The following is a 14,217-nucleotide window of genomic DNA, read 5'->3' as shown; positions in this document are numbered from 1 at the left end:
GGCTGCGTCAGCCCTCCTGGCCGCTGGCGGAGGCGGCGGCTTCGAGCGCCGCTTCGAATACGGTGAAGACACGGACGGCGGCGGCGAGATCCTCGGTGCTGACATCCGCCAGGAACCGCGTGCGCAGATCCTGGATGGCGTCCTCGATAATCACCGCCAGCGCGTCGCCCTCGGGCGTCAGATGCAAGGTCTTGGCGCGACCGTCCTTGGGATCGTCGCGGCGCTCGACCAGGCCGGCGGCGCACAACTGGTCCAGGACGCGAACCAGGGACGGGCCCTCCACGCCCAGCTCCTCGGCCAGGTGACCCTGACGCATGCCGCCGCCCGAGCGGGCGATATACAGAACCGGCAGGGCCCGGGCGTCCGACAGATGGTGCTCGACCAGGATGCGGTTGACCTCGCGCCGGTAGATCCGGGCCAGGCGCAGCAGCGAACCTGCGAAGGTGCGTTCGTCGAGGAGGCGGGGCGGCAGGGTCATGGGAACCAGATAGGTAGCTTGCTATCGATATTAGATAGCATCCTATCTAGATTATGACAAGGCTGTCAGTGAACGGTGGCGCTGCGGCGAAACGCGAGGCACAACAGGCCGGGAAGAAACGAAAGCCAGGAGCCGCCGCCATGACCTCAACCCTGCCAATGACGCGTCGCGGCGCGGCCGCCGCGATCCTGGCCCTGGCCGCCGCGCCGGCCCTGTCCAAGGCGGCGACGCCCTACCCCGTGGTCGGCAAGGTCGAGCGCCTCGACCCGGCCCTGGACGCCCTGGTCGACGCCGACGCGCCGGTCGAGCAGGTGATGGACGGCTTCACCTGGAGCGAGGGCCCTGTCTGGGTGGGCGGCAAGGACGGCTACCTGCTGGTCTCCGACGTGCCGGGCAACAGGATCCATCGCTGGTCGCCGGCGCGGGGCGACGAGATCTGGCTGGCGCCCTCGGGCTATGCCGGGCCGGAGACGGGCAGCCTGCGCGAGGCCGGCTCGAACGGCCTGATCGTGGCGCGCGGCGGTTTGGTGATCGGCGACAGCGGCAACCGCTGCGTCTCGTTCATCGACCTGAAGACCAGGAAGAAGACGGTGCTGGCCGCCAGCTTCGAGGGCAAGCGCCTCAACAGCCCCAACGACCTGGTCCTGGCCCGCGACGGCGCGATCTATTTCACCGATCCCCCGTGGGGCTTGAAGGGCGACTGGAGCTCGCCCTATCGCCAGACCGACTATTCGGGCGTCTATCGCCTGGGGGCCGACAATGTCGTGACCCTGATCGACAAGACCATCGAGCCCAACGGCATCGGCCTGTCGCCCGACGGCAAGACCCTCTACGGCACCGATCGCAAAACCGGCTGGGTCGCCTGGGACCTGGACGCCAAGGGCGCGCCGACCGCCCGCCGGTCGTTCGTCGACCGCGCCACGACCGGCATCGACGGCGGCGACGGCCTGAAGGTCGACCGGGGCGGCAACCTGTGGGCCTCGAGCCAGGACGGCATTTCGATCTTCACCCCGGCCGGCCAGCGGATCGGGATCATCCGGGCCGACGACGTGATCTCCAACTGCGAGCTGGCCGCCGACGGCCATCTCTACATGTCGTCCAACCACCGCGTGCTGCGGGTGAAGGTGAAGGCCCGCAAGCTGGCGGCCTGAGTCCTACCGTCTGAACCCTTACTGCTGGACCTCGCGGCGCCAGGCCGCGGGGCTGGCGCCGACCTCGCGGGTGAAGACCCGGGTCAGGTGGCTCTGGTCGGCGAAGCCGCAGCTCAGCGCCACGTTCGACAGCGGCATCCGGCACGAGCGGATCAGGTCCTTGGCCGCGTCGAGGCGTCGCTGGACCAGCCACTGGTGCGGCGTGGTGCCGAACGACTGGCGGAACGACCGCGAGAAGTGACCCACCGACAGGCCGCACTGGCGCGCCACCTCGGTCAGCGGCACCGCCCCGTCGAGATTGGCGCTGAGGATCTCCTTGGCCCGCCGGGTCTGCCACGGGGCCAAGCCGCCGCGCGCGCCCCGCGACATCGGCGCCATGCCGCCATAGCGGGTCGCCACATGGGCGGCCATGGCCAGGATCAGGTGGTCGACCAACGGCTGGTTGCGGACAGCGCTGTCCCCCAGGCCGGCAAGGATCGACGTCCCCAGGCCCGCGATCGTCGGATCGTCGAAGCCGACGCCCGGCGCGTAGTCGAAATCCCGGATCGGGGCGGCGTTGGAATCGGCGGCGATCGCGTCGAAGGCGGCGCGCGGAATGTGGACGTGCAGCGCGTGATAGGGCTGGTCCAGCACCATGCGCGGGCCGCGCCGCAGGTCGTGAAACAGAATCTCGCCGGCCGCCACGTCGCGAACCGGCGTCGTCATGCCATCTTCCCAGTAGCGGTGCCGGGGATAGTCGTTCAGCTGCATCCGGACGATCAGGACGTCGGCGCGGGGCGCGACGGGGGTGACGTCGAGCAGCGGCTCGGGCAACCGGATCTCGGCGGCGGCGACCTTCCACTTGCCCGGATTGGGAGGGGCGATGAAGAGGCTCGCCAGCTCGGCCACATCCTTTTCCGCAACGCTACGAACGATCATGACGCGCTCCCCAAGTCTGCCCAAAGTCCGCTTTGACGTTGCCTGACGATCCGCTCGCGGGCCTTGCCGGTAAATCCCAAACGGGTAGGCGGGCGACGCCCGATCGGGTGGTTAATCTAGTCGTCCAACCGGATTACGCGCCGGCCGAACAGCCGCGCATCCAGCGAATAGGCGCCGGCGCCGGCCAACACGATCCCCACCACCTGCAGGGCGTTAAGCGCCAGAACGACACAAAGCGCGCCGTCGGCCCTCGCCGCGCCGAACACCACCAAGGCCACGCAGGCCGCCGCCGCGAACCGCGTCAACAGCCCCGCGACCAGGCCCGCGGCGACCACCACCAGGGGCAAGGCCAACCAAAGAGCCTGTCGCGCGGTGTCGTTCAAGACGAACATCAGCACGGCCGCGGCGGCCAGGCGCCCGATCAGGAGCGCCACGCCGATCAGGCCGCCCGGAAACATGGCGCCGAGAAACATGGGACGCCTCCTGTTGAAGGCTACACCGCTATCGCGCCCGACGCCCCTTCGTTAAGCTCCCAACGGGGGGGGCGCGCGTCACCCTTTCGAGATTTCGCGTGGGACTGGCTCATGAAAGCAAGGCTGTGAGCATTGCGGCCGACGAGGGCCATCGAGCATGAAGACGGCCCTTTTCCAGACCGATCTGTTTTGGGCGCTGGGCGTCCTGGCGCTGGCTGGCCTGTTCTGGGGTCTTCACGCCCTGCGAGCCCGCCACCTGTCGAGCCGTGTCCAGGACCGCATGGCGCGCCGCGAACAGGTCGCGCGCGAGTCGCACGACATCCTGCTGCAGGATGTTCAGGGCCTGACCCTGCGCCTGCAGTCGGTGGTCGAGCAGATCCCCACCGACCTGCCGGCCCGCCAGGCCCTGGAAAGCGCGCTGGATCGCGCCGACGACGTCATCGTCGAGGGCCGCGACCGGGCCAGGAGCCTGCGCGCCGACGGGCCCGGCGACATGAACGAGACCCTCGCCGACCTCGTCGAGCGGCTTGACCTGACCTCGACCGTCAAGGCGCGGATGGTGGTCGAGGGAACGCCCTGGCGTCTGCACGCGCCGGTCCGCGAGGCGATCGAGCGGATCGCGTCCGAGGCCCTGTGCAATACCCGGCGCCACGCTGGAGCGCGCCATCTCGAGATCGACCTCAGCTATGGCCGGAACGCCTTGGACCTGAGAGTCCTCGACGACGGCGTGGGCCTGGACCAGACCGTGCTCGACGGCGGCCACCAGGGCTTGACCGGCATGAACGAGCGGGCGCGCAAGATCCACGGCGCGTTCGAAATTCGCAGCCGCCCCGGGGCCGGAACCGAGATCGCGTTGACCGTGCCCGGTTCGGTCGCCTACCTCGATCCCGGCAAGCGCGCCTGGCTCTTCGCCCAGCGCCGCGCCCCGTCGACGGAGATCTGACATGGCGATCGGCCCGAGCAGTCAGGAGATCCGCGTCCTGGTCGTCGACGACCATCCGATGCTGCGCGAAGGCGTGGCCGCGGTCCTGGCGCTGCAGCCGGACATGGTGCTGATCGGCGAGGCCGAGAATGGCGCCGAAGCGGTGGCCCGCCATCGCGAGCTGCGGCCCGACGTCACCCTGATGGACCTGCAGATGCCCGGCATGAGCGGCCTGGAGGCGATCGAGGCGATCCGCGCCGAGTTTCCGGCCGCCCGGATCGTGGTGCTGACCACCTATGCCGGCGACGTGCAGGCCCTGCGCGCCCTGAAGGCCGGCGCGACCGGCTATCTGCTCAAGAGCACCCTGCGTCGCGAACTGCTCGACACGATCCGCAACGTCCATGCCGGCCGCCGCCACCTGCACCCCGAGATCGCCCACGAGATCGCCGTCCACGCCATCGACGAAGCCCTGAGCGAGCGCGAGATCCACGTGCTGCGCCTGGTCGCCGCCGGACGCGCCAACAAGCAGATCGCCTGGGACCTGTCGCTGTCGGAAGACACCGTGAAGGCCCACCTGAAGAGCATCTTCGCCAAGCTGGACGTCGCCGATCGCACCCACGCGGTCACCGTGGCGGCCAGGCGCGGCGTCATCGAGATCTGACCCCCGGACAACCCGGGCCCGCCGTAGTGCAAAATCCTCGGGCGAAGTGAGAATTCCCCCGATTGGTTCGCGGTCTTTCCACGCTCAGCTTGACGGCTGCACGCGGAGAAAAAGCCATGGTCCGATCGCTCAGGAAGTCCGGCGTTTTGGCGGGAGCGATAGCGGCGGGGGCCGCGCTCGTCGCCCTGGCCTCATCCGCCCACGCCCAGGCGGTGCAGGACCGCTACTGGCTGCAGGTCCAGGCCTTCTGGCCGGACATCAACACCACCGCCAGCGTGTCGTCCAAGAACGGCGCGGTGGGCACCAAGATCGACCTGGAATCCGACCTCAAGCTCAAGGATCGCAAGTCGCTGCCCGCCGTCTTCGCCGGGGCCAGGATTGGTGAGCGCTGGTCGATCATCGGCGAATATTACGCGCTCAATCGCAGCGCCTCGGCCAGTTCCGGCCGGGACATCACGTTCGACGACGTGACCTTTCCGGTCGGCCGCACCATCGACAGCGCGTTCGACACCGACGTCTATCGCCTGGCGGTCGGCTATTCCTTCGTCCGCAACGACAAGGCCGACCTGGGCGTCGCCGTCGGCCTGCACGTCACCCAGTTCAAGATCGAACTGGAAGGCGAGGGCCGCATCGGGAACGCCTCGATCCAAAGCCAGGTCCGCAAGCGTGACGCCCTGGCGCCTCTGCCGACACTGGGCCTGTACGGCGCGTACCAGGCTACGCCGAGGCTGACCCTGAACGGACGGGTCGACTACCTGTCGCTGAAGGTCTCCGACTATGACGGCCGCCTGGTCAACGCCCAGGTCAGCGCCTCGTATCGCGTGTTCGACAATGTCGGGGTCGGCGTCATGTACCGCTATGTCGACTACGATCTGAACATCAAGAAGAAGCTCTGGAACGGCGAGTTGGCCTACAAGTTCAAGGGCCCGGCGATCTTCCTGGAGGCCGCGTTCTAGCGTCCCGGCTCGGTCATGGCCGGCGGATCGCTGGCCGGAAAGCTTTCGTCCAGCGCCTCGTCCAGCCGCGCCTCGCGTTCGGCCCGCAGGCGCTCGTTGAGCGCGACGCTGGTCTCCATCCGCGCCAGTTGCTCGGGCGTCGCCGGCCCCTGGTGGCGCGCCTTCCAGTCCGACTGCGGCATGCCGTAGACCGCCTCGCGCGCCTGGTCCCGGCTCAGCGCCCCTTCCGAGGCCTCGCTGACCCAGTCACCCAGGCAGTTGCGGCAAAAGCCCGCCACGCCCATCAGGTCGACATTCTGCACATCGGTGCGCAAACGCAGGTGCTCGACCAGCCTGTGGAAGGCGGCGGCGGCGAGGCGGTCGTCGATCGGGGCGGTCATGGCGGCTCACTCGGTTGTCGTACCCTCCATTTGGCGCTTGGCGCGCTGATCGGCAACACCGCGACCTACCCCTTCCCAAATGGGAATATGCCGAGCCACCCCGCCCATGGTCTGTGAGCCCAAACGCCGCTCGACGGCGAGACACGCAGGGGAGGACAGGATGGATCTCAAGCTCAAGGACCGGCGCGCGCTCGTCACCGGCAGCAGCAGCGGGATCGGCGAGGCCATCGCCCGCCTGCTGGCCCAGGAAGGCGCGGCCGTGGTGGTCCATGGCCGCAACCGCGAACGCGCCGAAAAGGTCACCGCCGAGATCAAGGCCGCGGGCGTGGCGATCGGCGACCTGTCGACCGACGAGGGCGCCGCCGCCGTCCACGAGCAGGCCCGCGCGGCCCTGGGCGGCAATATCGAGATCCTGATCAACAACGCCGGCGGCAGTTCGACGGGCAACACCTCCAAGCCGCCGCTCGACATCGGCGTGGCCGACTGGATTTCCAACTACAACGCCAACGCCCTGGCCTCCGTGCGCCTGGTGCTGCTGGCCGTGCCCGACATGGTGACCGCCCGGTTCGGACGGGTCATCCAGGTGTCGAGCGCCGTGGCCATCCAGCCCAACAATCTTGGTACGGACTATTCGGCGGCGAAGGCGGCGCTGAACAACTTCACCGTCAGCCTGGCCGGGTCGCTGAAGGGCGTCGGCGTCACCGTCAACACCGTCACCCCCGGGGTGATCATGGTGGACGGCCTGATCCGCTACGGCCGCCATCGCTACAACGATCCGGACATGACGATCGAGGAGCTGACCCAGCGCCTGGCCGGCGAGAAGGTCTTCGACCTGCCGCCGGTCGGCCGGCTGGGCGCGCCCGAGGAAGTGGCCCTGGTCGCCTGCACCCTGGCCAGCCCGGCGCTGGGCTACGTCACCGGCTCGAACTATCGCGTCGACGGCGGCCAGGTCCGCTCGGTCGTTTGAGCCAGAACGAGGAAATGCTCCCCATGACCGAGAAGACGTACCGCGTCATCCAGTGGGCCACCGGCGTGGTCGGCAAGGCCGCGCTCAAGCACTTCATCGAGAACCCGGTGTTCGATCTGGTCGGCGTGCTGGTCACCAATCCAGGCAAGGTCGGCAAGGACGCCGGCGAATTGGCCGGCCTGCCGCCGACCACGGGCGTGCTGGCCACCGACGACGTCGAAGCCATCATCGCGCTGGACGCCGACTGCGTGCACTACGCGCCGCTGGTGGCCGACGTCGACACGATCTGCCGCCTGCTGGCCTCCGGCAAGAACGTCGCCTCGGTGGGCGGCCCGTTCTCGCCCCAGCACTATCCGGCCCATTTCGAGAAGATCGAGGCGGCCTGCCGCGCGGGCGGGGTCTCGTACCACGCCTGCGGCGTGCACCCCGGCTTCTCCGGCGACATCCTGCCGCTGACCCTGACCCGACTGATGAACCGCATCGACCACATCCAGGTCTACGAGTTCATCGACAAGGTCCAGAACCCGATGATCTACACCGAGATGATGGGGTTCGGACGCGATCCCGAAGCCCTGCTGGCCAAGCCCAGCCGCTCGCCCGAGGCCCCCTACGCCTTCGCCCAGTCCATGGCCATGGTCGCCGAGGGCCTGGGCAAGACGATCGAGAAGGTCACCACCAGGCTCGAGGTCGCCAAGGCCACCAAGGACATCCCCTACACCCTGGGCGAGGGCCGCGAGGGCGGCGGCGTGATCCGCCAGGGCACGGTCGGCGGCCAGCACTACGAATGGACAGCCTGGTGCGAGGGCAAGCCCCTGATCACCTACCACTTCTACTGGTCGATGGGCCCCGACATCGAACCCCAGTGGGACATCGACAGCCGCTACCAGGTGGTGATCGAGGGCGATCCGGCGCTGGAGGTGCGGCTGATGGCGCGGCCCGGCCCCGACGGCGTGCGGCCGTTCCTGGGCCTGCCCTGGACGGGCCTGCTGGGCGCCACCGCCCTGCCCGCGGTCTGCGAGGCCAAACCCGGCTTCGTCACCCATATCGATCTGGGCGTCGTCCAGCCGCACGGCCTGGTGCGCGGATAGCGCCGTCCCGATTTGAGCGGGCGGAAATCAGCGCTAAGCCTAGCCCCTCGGGAGTTCCCGTTTGGGGATATCGACGTGCTGAGCGGCGACGACGCGGCCAATCTGATCGAACCGCTGATCGCGGGCATGGTGGAAGACCCTCCGTGGTCCACCTTCATCCTGCGGCTGCGGCGGCGCGTGGGGGCTGACTACGCCAGCCTGACGTTCCGGCCGCTGAGGGACGGCGCGCCGCATAACCGCGTCGTGCACCTGGCCTCGGGCCGCCAGTCGCCGCCGATCATCGCCCAGCTCTATCGCGACAGCCTCTACAAGAGCGACCCCCTGCCCTATCACGACATGGCCGACGGGCGGGTCTACGCGCTGGCCGAGCTGCTGCGCGAGGGCGATCCGCGCCACGACGCCTATCGCGCGCAGCTGCTGTCGCCCAGCGGCATGAACGTCCTGCGCATCATGCGCGTGGTCGAGGCCAGCGGCGTCGGCGCCTGGCTGACCCTGTCGCGCCGCAAGCGCGAGTTCGCCCCCGAGGACGACGCCCTGATGGCCGCCCTGGCGCCCTATCTGCGCGCGGCCCTGGCCAGCTATGTCGCCCTGGAGCGCGAACGGATGACCGCCTCGGTCGCCAACGAGGCCGTGCGCCGCATGAACTTCGGCTGGCTGACCCTGGACGCCGAGGGCCGTATCCTCGACGTCGACGCCCACGGCCAGGCCCTGCTGGCGGACGGGACCGTCCTGACCCGTGGTCGCGGCGACAAGCTGGCCGCCCGCGACGCCGCCGTGGGCCGCGACATCGCCGCCGCCCTCAAGGCTCTGGGCGCCGACCGCCAATCGCGCCCCCGCGCCATCGTGCTCAGCCGCGAACCCTGGCTCGACATGCTGCTGGTCAAGGCCGCCAAGGTCGCCGCCGGCGCGACCCGCCCCGCCCCGACGCTGGTGGCCTACGTCCATTCCGACCAATGGTCGTCCGCCGACCGCTGCGAACAGCTGGGCCAGCTGTTCGACCTGACGCCCCGCCAGGCCGGCCTCGCCCTGGCCCTCAGCCGAGGCATGTCGATCGCCGAAGCGGCCGCCGAACTGGGCCTGAGCGTGGAGTCCGCCCGCACCTATTCCAAGCGCATCTACGCCAAGACCGGCGCGCGCGGCCAGGCCGACCTGGTCCGCTTCGTCCACCGCAGCGTGCTGGCCATCGCGTGAACGCCGCTCCAGCGTCGGGCCTGGCCAGGACGCACGAAAGCATCGACACGCCCGCGTGCGTTGGATAGCCAGCCCTGTTGGCCACGGAGACTTCACGCGTGAACGAGCAGACGCCCGATCAGACGATGACGCGGGAAGACATCGCCGGCCTGCGCGGCCAGGCCGACGTCGTGCTGGTGGAGCGTGATCTCGACGCGCTGGACCTGTCGAACCTGGATCTCGGCGGCTTTCGTTTCGAGCGCTGCACCTTCAGGAACACCGACTTCACCGGATGCCAGCTCGAATATGCCAGCTTCAGCCACTGCAAGGGCGGCGGCGCGAACTTCACCGCCGCCAAGCTGGCCTCGGCGGTCTTCCGGTCCAGCGACCTGCACAACGGCCGCTTCATCGGAACCAGCCTGGCGGAATGCCAGTTCGTGGGCTGCAAGCTGATGGGCGCGGACTTCTCGCGCTCGCGCAATGTCGGCCTGGTGTTCCTGGAGACCAATCTCGGCTCCGCGCACCTGGCGGGCATGTCGTTTCGCAAGCAGACACTGGAGCGGATCGATTTCAGCTTGGCCGACCTCTCGGCCTGCGATTTCCGCGACGCGGTGTTCGAGGACTGCAGCTTGCGCGACACTCACCTGCTGAACGCCCGCTTCGAAGGCGCCGACCTGCGCGGCGCCGACCTCGGCGGCGTGCGCCTGAACGACGCCCGCAAGTTCAAAGGCGCCTTCATTTCCCGCGCCCAAGCCAGCGCCCTGCTGGCCGAAATGGGCCTGAACGTCCGCTAGGCGCGCAGTGCGGCCACAGCCGCGAGGCCGTTTTCACCGATTGGATTGTCTTGGAGAAATGGCGCGCCCGGAACGCCGAGAACGCCCGGCATTTAGCTTCGTAGTCATCTGAATTGGTTCAGAGTTTCAGCGAATTGGGATGCGGAACTGGAAATGGTTAAGGTTCGATCGGGCGGCGCTTGGGGCCGGAGTCGAACGGGCGCTGAGCCTGAACCGCTACGACACGTCGAGGTGCGAAGGCCCATTGATAGAGAAAGACCAGAAGCCTGAATTGGATACTTTCGCGAAGGTATAGCTTGCAACCGCGCCTTCCACCGAATTTTCGATCAAACGATGCGCGTTTCGGTCTGGCGCTCGCGCCCGGCGATCGCCTTCCTGCCGCAAACCCAGAGCTGGAGGTCGTAATCGCATGTCCCCGTCCCGCAAGGTCGTCGTCACTCAACGCTTCTTCGACGATCAAGCTCTGGCCTATCTGCGGGACCGGGATTGCGTGGTGGAGATCGCTTCGCTGCCGCCAGGCAAGGCCGACGGCGATCTGGACCATGACGCCCTGGTCGCGCTGTTGGCGGGAGCGGCGGGCTGGATCGTCGGCCATGCACGCGTGACGCGGGCCCTCCTGGAGGCGTTGCCCGATCTTCAAATTGTCTCGCGGCGCGGCGTTGGCTACGAACGTGTCGACTTGGAGGCGGCGCGGGATCTTGGCCGGGTGGTCGCCATCGCCGCGGGCGGCAACGACGCGTCGGTCGCCGACCACGTGATCGGCCTGATGCTGGCGGTCGCCCGCCGCTTCCGCGAATCCCAACAGCGGATGCTGGAAGGCGACTGGTCGATTCTAATGGGTTCGGACCTTTGCGAGAAGACCGTCGGCGTCGTCGGCCTGGGTCGGATCGGCAAGAGCGTCGTCAAGCGCCTGTCGGGCTTCGACTGCAACGTGCTGGTTCACACCACGCGGCCGGACCCCGACTACGCGCGCGCCACGGGCGTGGACTATGTCGACCTGCCCGACCTGCTCCGACGCAGCGACTACGTCACTCTGCACGCGCCGCTGACACCCCAGACCAGGTTCCTGATCGACGCGACAGCCATTGAGACGATGAAGCCGGGAGCAATCCTGATCAATACGGCGCGCGGCGGCCTGGTCGAGGACGCCCACCTGCTGCAGGCCCTGCGCGCCGGACGGCTGGCCGGTGCGGGTCTGGATGTCTATGTCAGCGAGAGTGATCCCAGTTACAAGCCGGTTTCCCAGGCCTTGCTGGCCCTGCCCAACGTGGTCGGCGCGCCGCACTCGGGCGCCTCGTCGCGCGAGGGCCTGGATCGAACCAACATGGTGGCGGCCCGCTCGGTCGTCGCTGTCCTTGACGGTGGCGATCCCCCGCCGGAGTGTGTGGTCGCCGACGGTCGTCCCGGCCGCTGAGTCCGGCGAGGAAAGAACCCGCGTTAATGGAGCTGGACTGGCTCGAAGACTTCCTGGCCCTGGTCGAGCACCAGCATTTCGGACGCGCCGCCGAGGCGCGCAATGTCTCGCAGCCGGCTTTCAGCCGCCGCGTGCGCCTGCTGGAGGCCTGGCTCGGCGCCCCCCTGTTCAACCGAGACACCCACCGCGTCGCCCTGACCCCGGCCGGCGAGCAGTGGCGACCCGCGGCTGAGGATCTGCTGCGACGGCTGTATCTGGGACGCGAACAGACCCGGGCGGTGGCCGAGGGCTTCGTCTCGACCCTGCGCTTCGCCTCCACCCACGCCCTGTCGATCACCTTCTTCCCGCGATGGCTGGAAGAGATCGAGGCCGAGGAGCCGCTCAGTTCGACGGTCAGTCTGGTGACCGACAACATGGCCGGTTGCGAACGGCTGATGATGCAAGGACAGGCTCAGTTTCTGTTGTGCCATCACCACCCGTCGACGCCGGTGTCGTTCAGACCCAACTACTTCACCTCGATTGACGTCGGGCGCGACGTGCTGATCCCCGTCAGCGCCACCATGGCGGGCGTCCCGGACCAACCACGCTTCGCCCTGCCCGGTCGCCTGGGCGCGCCCGTGCCCTATCTGGCGTTCAGCGAGGTGTCGGGCATGGGGCGGATCTTGGCCTCGGCCCATGCCCTGGAGGGCCCCTCGATGTGGCTGTCGCCCAGCTTCACCGCCCATGTGGCGACAGTGCTGGCGGCCATGGCTCGGGCGGGACGGGGTCTGGCTTGGCTACCCATGAGCCTGATCTCGCGCGACCTGGAGGAAGGCAGCCTGGTTCGGGCCGGCGACGAGACCTGGGACGTGCCGATCGATATCCGGCTGTTTCGCCCCCGCGCCCGCCAGACCGTGGCGGCGGAGGCCTTCTGGACTCGCCTGAAGCAGCGCGCCGAGCCGGGTCCGCCGGTCGACACGCTCTGAGCTTCAAAAGAGGACCGGGCGCACCACAGGGTGTCGGTGCGCCCGGGCCGAGCCGTCCTGCGTCCGGCGCGCCATCCATCGACGTGCAAGAGGATGACGCGGGAGCGCGGCGGCCTCGGCCGCCACGGGCTATCGACGAGTTCGCGACGAGGAGGTCGGCGCGGGTGTCTCGAGGAGACGCCGAAGCTTAACCCAAGGCCTTGTCCGGCAGGCGTTTTTCAGGCGCTTGAACACGCATCGTTCGATGCGGCTTTTCGATCGCCACGCCGTCGGCCTTCAACCACCGCATGTCGCCGAGGCCTAGTCGCGGAAGCTGGAGTCGATCCGGTCCAGCTTGCGCAGCAGAGCCGGCCAGGCGAAGTGCTCGGCGATCATCTTGGTGGCCGGGCCGGTCACCTGGCCCTTGATCACCTCGGCCACGCCCTGTTGCGGACGGTGGACCTTGCCCGGGATCAGCACCTGGGCCTGGCAGGCCCGTTCCAGGAAATACATGCGCAGATACGCCTGCTGGATCGTCTCGCCCACGGCCATGGTGCCGTGGTTGCGCAGGATCATCGTGTTCTTCTCGCCCAGATCGGCGACGATGCGCTCCTGCTCGCCCATGTCCTCGGCGATGCCTTCGGACTCGTGGTAGGCGACGTCGTGACAGACGATCATCGCCGTCTGGGTCACCGGCAGCAGGCCGTCGGCCGAGGCCGACACCGCCTGGCCCTGCGGGGTATGCAGATGGATCACCGCATTGGCGTTCTCGCGGGCGCTGTGGATCGCCGAATGAATCACGAAGCCAGCACGGATCACCTGGCCGGCGCAGTCCATGACCTTGTCGCCGTTGAGGTCGATCTTCACCAGGTTCGAGGCGGTCACCTCCTCGAACATGTTGGTGTAGGAGTTGATCAGGAAATGGTGCTCGGGTCCCGGGATTCGCACCGACATGTGGGTGAAGATCAGGTCATCCCAGCCGTTCAGCGCCGCCAGGCGAAACGCCGCCGCCAGGTCAACCCGCAGGGCCCATTCCTCGGGCGACACGCGTTCGCGCACGCCAGGAACCGCTTTCAAAGCCGCTGTCATACTTGCTTCCTCCATTATGGTTTGACGGACGCTAACACCGGGTCGAAATGAGGATTGTCGCGCCCGCGACAATCTCATCGAAAGGCTCTTCGTGCGTCCCACCGCCGACGACCGCCGCACCCTTGAGGCCGGAGACTGGTTCGCCGCCCTCCCCGTCGAGCGCCGCGAGTTGATTCTCGGCGAGGCCAGCGTCTCGGCGGTTCCGGATGGCGCGCGCCTCTATGGCGCCGGCGATCCGCCCAACGGCCTTTGGGCGGTGCTCGAGGGCCAGGTGCGGCTGATCGGCTATCCGGCCAGCGGCATGGAGATCCTGGTGCGGATCCTGGGGCCCGGCGTCTGGTTCGGCGAGCTCTCGACCCTGGACGGCGGGCCGCGCCCCCACGACGCCGTGGCCTTCGGGTCGGCCAGCGTGCTCCATCTGTCGCCGGCCTCGGTAGCGCGACTGGGCGTGCAAGACGGCGCTTTCTATCGCGATCTGGGCCTGCTGGTCTGCGCCAACCAGCGCACGGCCCTGGCCTTTATCGAGCAGCGCGCCGCCCAACCGGTGGCGGTGCGCCTGGCCCGCGCCCTGGCCAAGGCGGCGGACGAAGCCGGCTCTCCTAGCCCCCTGTCCATCCGCCAGGCCGAGCTGGCGTCCGTCGTCGGGGTCAGCCGCCAGACTCTGAACCGTGGCCTGCGCAGACTGGAGGAAGCCGGCGTCGTCGCCTTGGGTTACGCCAGCATCGCCATACTCGACCCGGCCCGCCTGTCGCGGCTGTGCAATCCGGAGGCATTTGGGCGTTAGGGCATGGCGACATCCACAATCGCCTCAT

Annotated in this window: 15 protein-coding genes and 1 pseudogene; 11 read left to right on the top strand and 5 right to left on the bottom strand. The window is 68.4% G+C overall.

The window, feature by feature from the left end; translation table 11 throughout:
* Positions 1 to 7 precede the first annotated feature (7 nt).
* Positions 8 to 478, bottom strand: coding sequence for a MarR family winged helix-turn-helix transcriptional regulator (locus G3M62_RS02715; protein WP_165184524.1), 471 nt, complete (start codon positions 476 to 478; stop codon positions 8 to 10).
* A 140-nt stretch (positions 479 to 618) separates the two neighbouring features.
* On the opposite strand from G3M62_RS02715, the gene G3M62_RS02710 reads away from it, so the two are divergent.
* Positions 619 to 1,629 (top strand): SMP-30/gluconolactonase/LRE family protein, encoded by a 1,011-nt coding sequence (locus tag G3M62_RS02710; protein ID WP_165184523.1) that lies wholly within the window; start codon positions 619 to 621, stop codon positions 1,627 to 1,629.
* 18 nt (positions 1,630 to 1,647) lie between these two features.
* Here G3M62_RS02710 and G3M62_RS02705 read toward each other — a convergent pair whose 3' ends face one another.
* Both G3M62_RS02705 and G3M62_RS02700 read right to left on the bottom strand, forming a co-directional pair.
* Positions 1,648 to 2,547: a helix-turn-helix domain-containing protein gene (locus G3M62_RS02705; protein WP_165184521.1), complete on the bottom strand. Its 900-nt coding sequence runs from the start codon at positions 2,545 to 2,547 to the stop codon at positions 1,648 to 1,650.
* A gap of 116 nt (positions 2,548 to 2,663) precedes the next feature.
* On the bottom strand, positions 2,664 to 3,020 hold the full coding sequence (locus G3M62_RS02700) for a hypothetical protein (protein WP_165184520.1): 357 nt from the start codon (positions 3,018 to 3,020) through the stop codon (positions 2,664 to 2,666).
* A 157-nt stretch (positions 3,021 to 3,177) separates the two neighbouring features.
* On the opposite strand from G3M62_RS02700, the gene G3M62_RS02695 reads away from it, so the two are divergent.
* From G3M62_RS02695 to G3M62_RS02685, 3 genes are all read left to right on the top strand, one after another.
* Positions 3,178 to 3,963 carry a sensor histidine kinase gene (locus G3M62_RS02695; protein ID WP_165184518.1) on the top strand — a complete coding sequence of 262 codons (786 nt, stop codon included), beginning with the start codon at positions 3,178 to 3,180 and terminating at the stop codon, positions 3,961 to 3,963.
* Position 3,964: 1 nt separating this feature from the next.
* Positions 3,965 to 4,603 (top strand): response regulator, encoded by a 639-nt coding sequence (locus tag G3M62_RS02690; RefSeq protein WP_165184516.1) that lies wholly within the window; start codon positions 3,965 to 3,967, stop codon positions 4,601 to 4,603.
* 116 nt (positions 4,604 to 4,719) lie between these two features.
* Positions 4,720 to 5,559: an outer membrane beta-barrel protein gene (locus G3M62_RS02685; protein ID WP_165184515.1), complete on the top strand. Its 840-nt coding sequence runs from the start codon at positions 4,720 to 4,722 to the stop codon at positions 5,557 to 5,559.
* 74 nt (positions 5,560 to 5,633) lie between these two features.
* Here the strand turns inward: G3M62_RS02685 and G3M62_RS02680 are convergent.
* Positions 5,634 to 5,939 (bottom strand): annotated as a pseudogene (locus tag G3M62_RS02680) (DUF1244 domain-containing protein); the annotation flags it as partial.
* A gap of 160 nt (positions 5,940 to 6,099) precedes the next feature.
* Here G3M62_RS02680 and G3M62_RS02675 point away from each other — a divergent pair.
* The 6 genes from G3M62_RS02675 to G3M62_RS02650 all read left to right on the top strand — a co-directional run bounded on the left by G3M62_RS02675 (position 6,100) and on the right by G3M62_RS02650 (position 12,337).
* The gene (locus G3M62_RS02675; RefSeq protein ID WP_165184511.1) at positions 6,100 to 6,906 is read left to right on the top strand and encodes an SDR family NAD(P)-dependent oxidoreductase; all 807 of its coding nucleotides are present in this window, start codon (positions 6,100 to 6,102) and stop codon (positions 6,904 to 6,906) included.
* 23 nt (positions 6,907 to 6,929) lie between these two features.
* The gene (locus tag G3M62_RS02670) at positions 6,930 to 7,994 is read left to right on the top strand and encodes an NAD(P)H-dependent amine dehydrogenase family protein (protein WP_165184510.1); all 1,065 of its coding nucleotides are present in this window, start codon (positions 6,930 to 6,932) and stop codon (positions 7,992 to 7,994) included.
* Between the two features lie 75 nt (positions 7,995 to 8,069).
* Positions 8,070 to 9,185 carry a helix-turn-helix transcriptional regulator gene (locus G3M62_RS02665; RefSeq protein WP_205691936.1) on the top strand — a complete coding sequence of 372 codons (1,116 nt, stop codon included), beginning with the start codon at positions 8,070 to 8,072 and terminating at the stop codon, positions 9,183 to 9,185.
* A gap of 98 nt (positions 9,186 to 9,283) precedes the next feature.
* Complete coding sequence (locus tag G3M62_RS02660) at positions 9,284 to 9,958, top strand: pentapeptide repeat-containing protein (protein WP_246263447.1); 675 nt, start codon at positions 9,284 to 9,286, stop codon at positions 9,956 to 9,958.
* 409 nt (positions 9,959 to 10,367) lie between these two features.
* Positions 10,368 to 11,372: a phosphoglycerate dehydrogenase gene (locus tag G3M62_RS02655; protein WP_165184508.1), complete on the top strand. Its 1,005-nt coding sequence runs from the start codon at positions 10,368 to 10,370 to the stop codon at positions 11,370 to 11,372.
* A gap of 26 nt (positions 11,373 to 11,398) precedes the next feature.
* Positions 11,399 to 12,337, top strand: a complete 939-nt coding sequence (locus tag G3M62_RS02650) for a LysR family transcriptional regulator (protein ID WP_165184506.1) — start codon at positions 11,399 to 11,401, stop codon at positions 12,335 to 12,337.
* A gap of 300 nt (positions 12,338 to 12,637) precedes the next feature.
* Here G3M62_RS02650 and G3M62_RS02645 read toward each other — a convergent pair whose 3' ends face one another.
* A complete protein-coding gene (locus tag G3M62_RS02645; protein ID WP_165184505.1) occupies positions 12,638 to 13,405 on the bottom strand; it encodes a class II aldolase/adducin family protein in 768 nt (255 codons plus the stop codon).
* Positions 13,406 to 13,496: 91 nt separating this feature from the next.
* Here G3M62_RS02645 and G3M62_RS02640 point away from each other — a divergent pair, with 91 nt between their 5' ends.
* Complete coding sequence (locus G3M62_RS02640; protein WP_165184503.1) at positions 13,497 to 14,189, top strand: Crp/Fnr family transcriptional regulator; 693 nt, start codon at positions 13,497 to 13,499, stop codon at positions 14,187 to 14,189.
* Positions 14,190 to 14,217: the final 28 nt, after the last annotated feature.

This window comes from Caulobacter soli, from assembly GCF_011045195.1.
GTDB lineage: Bacteria > Pseudomonadota > Alphaproteobacteria > Caulobacterales > Caulobacteraceae > Caulobacter > Caulobacter soli.
This window is presented reverse-complemented; position numbering and strand designations above follow the sequence as displayed.

Bases quoted from the DNA above. Each gene is read 5' to 3' on its own strand.
- G3M62_RS02715 (WP_165184524.1), bottom strand. From the start codon at position 478: ATGACCCTGCCGCCCCGCCTCCTCGACGAACGCACCTTCGCAGGTTCG.
- G3M62_RS02710 (WP_165184523.1), top strand. From the start codon at position 619: ATGACCTCAACCCTGCCAATGACGCGTCGCGGCGCGGCCGCCGCGATC.
- G3M62_RS02705 (WP_165184521.1), bottom strand. From the start codon at position 2,547: ATGATCGTTCGTAGCGTTGCGGAAAAGGATGTGGCCGAGCTGGCGAGC.
- G3M62_RS02700 (WP_165184520.1), bottom strand. From the start codon at position 3,020: ATGTTTCTCGGCGCCATGTTTCCGGGCGGCCTGATCGGCGTGGCGCTC.
- G3M62_RS02695 (WP_165184518.1), top strand. From the start codon at position 3,178: ATGAAGACGGCCCTTTTCCAGACCGATCTGTTTTGGGCGCTGGGCGTC.
- G3M62_RS02690 (WP_165184516.1), top strand. From the start codon at position 3,965: ATGGCGATCGGCCCGAGCAGTCAGGAGATCCGCGTCCTGGTCGTCGAC.
- G3M62_RS02685 (WP_165184515.1), top strand. From the start codon at position 4,720: ATGGTCCGATCGCTCAGGAAGTCCGGCGTTTTGGCGGGAGCGATAGCG.
- G3M62_RS02675 (WP_165184511.1), top strand. From the start codon at position 6,100: ATGGATCTCAAGCTCAAGGACCGGCGCGCGCTCGTCACCGGCAGCAGC.
- G3M62_RS02670 (WP_165184510.1), top strand. From the start codon at position 6,930: ATGACCGAGAAGACGTACCGCGTCATCCAGTGGGCCACCGGCGTGGTC.
- G3M62_RS02655 (WP_165184508.1), top strand. From the start codon at position 10,368: ATGTCCCCGTCCCGCAAGGTCGTCGTCACTCAACGCTTCTTCGACGAT.
- G3M62_RS02650 (WP_165184506.1), top strand. From the start codon at position 11,399: ATGGAGCTGGACTGGCTCGAAGACTTCCTGGCCCTGGTCGAGCACCAG.
- G3M62_RS02645 (WP_165184505.1), bottom strand. From the start codon at position 13,405: ATGACAGCGGCTTTGAAAGCGGTTCCTGGCGTGCGCGAACGCGTGTCG.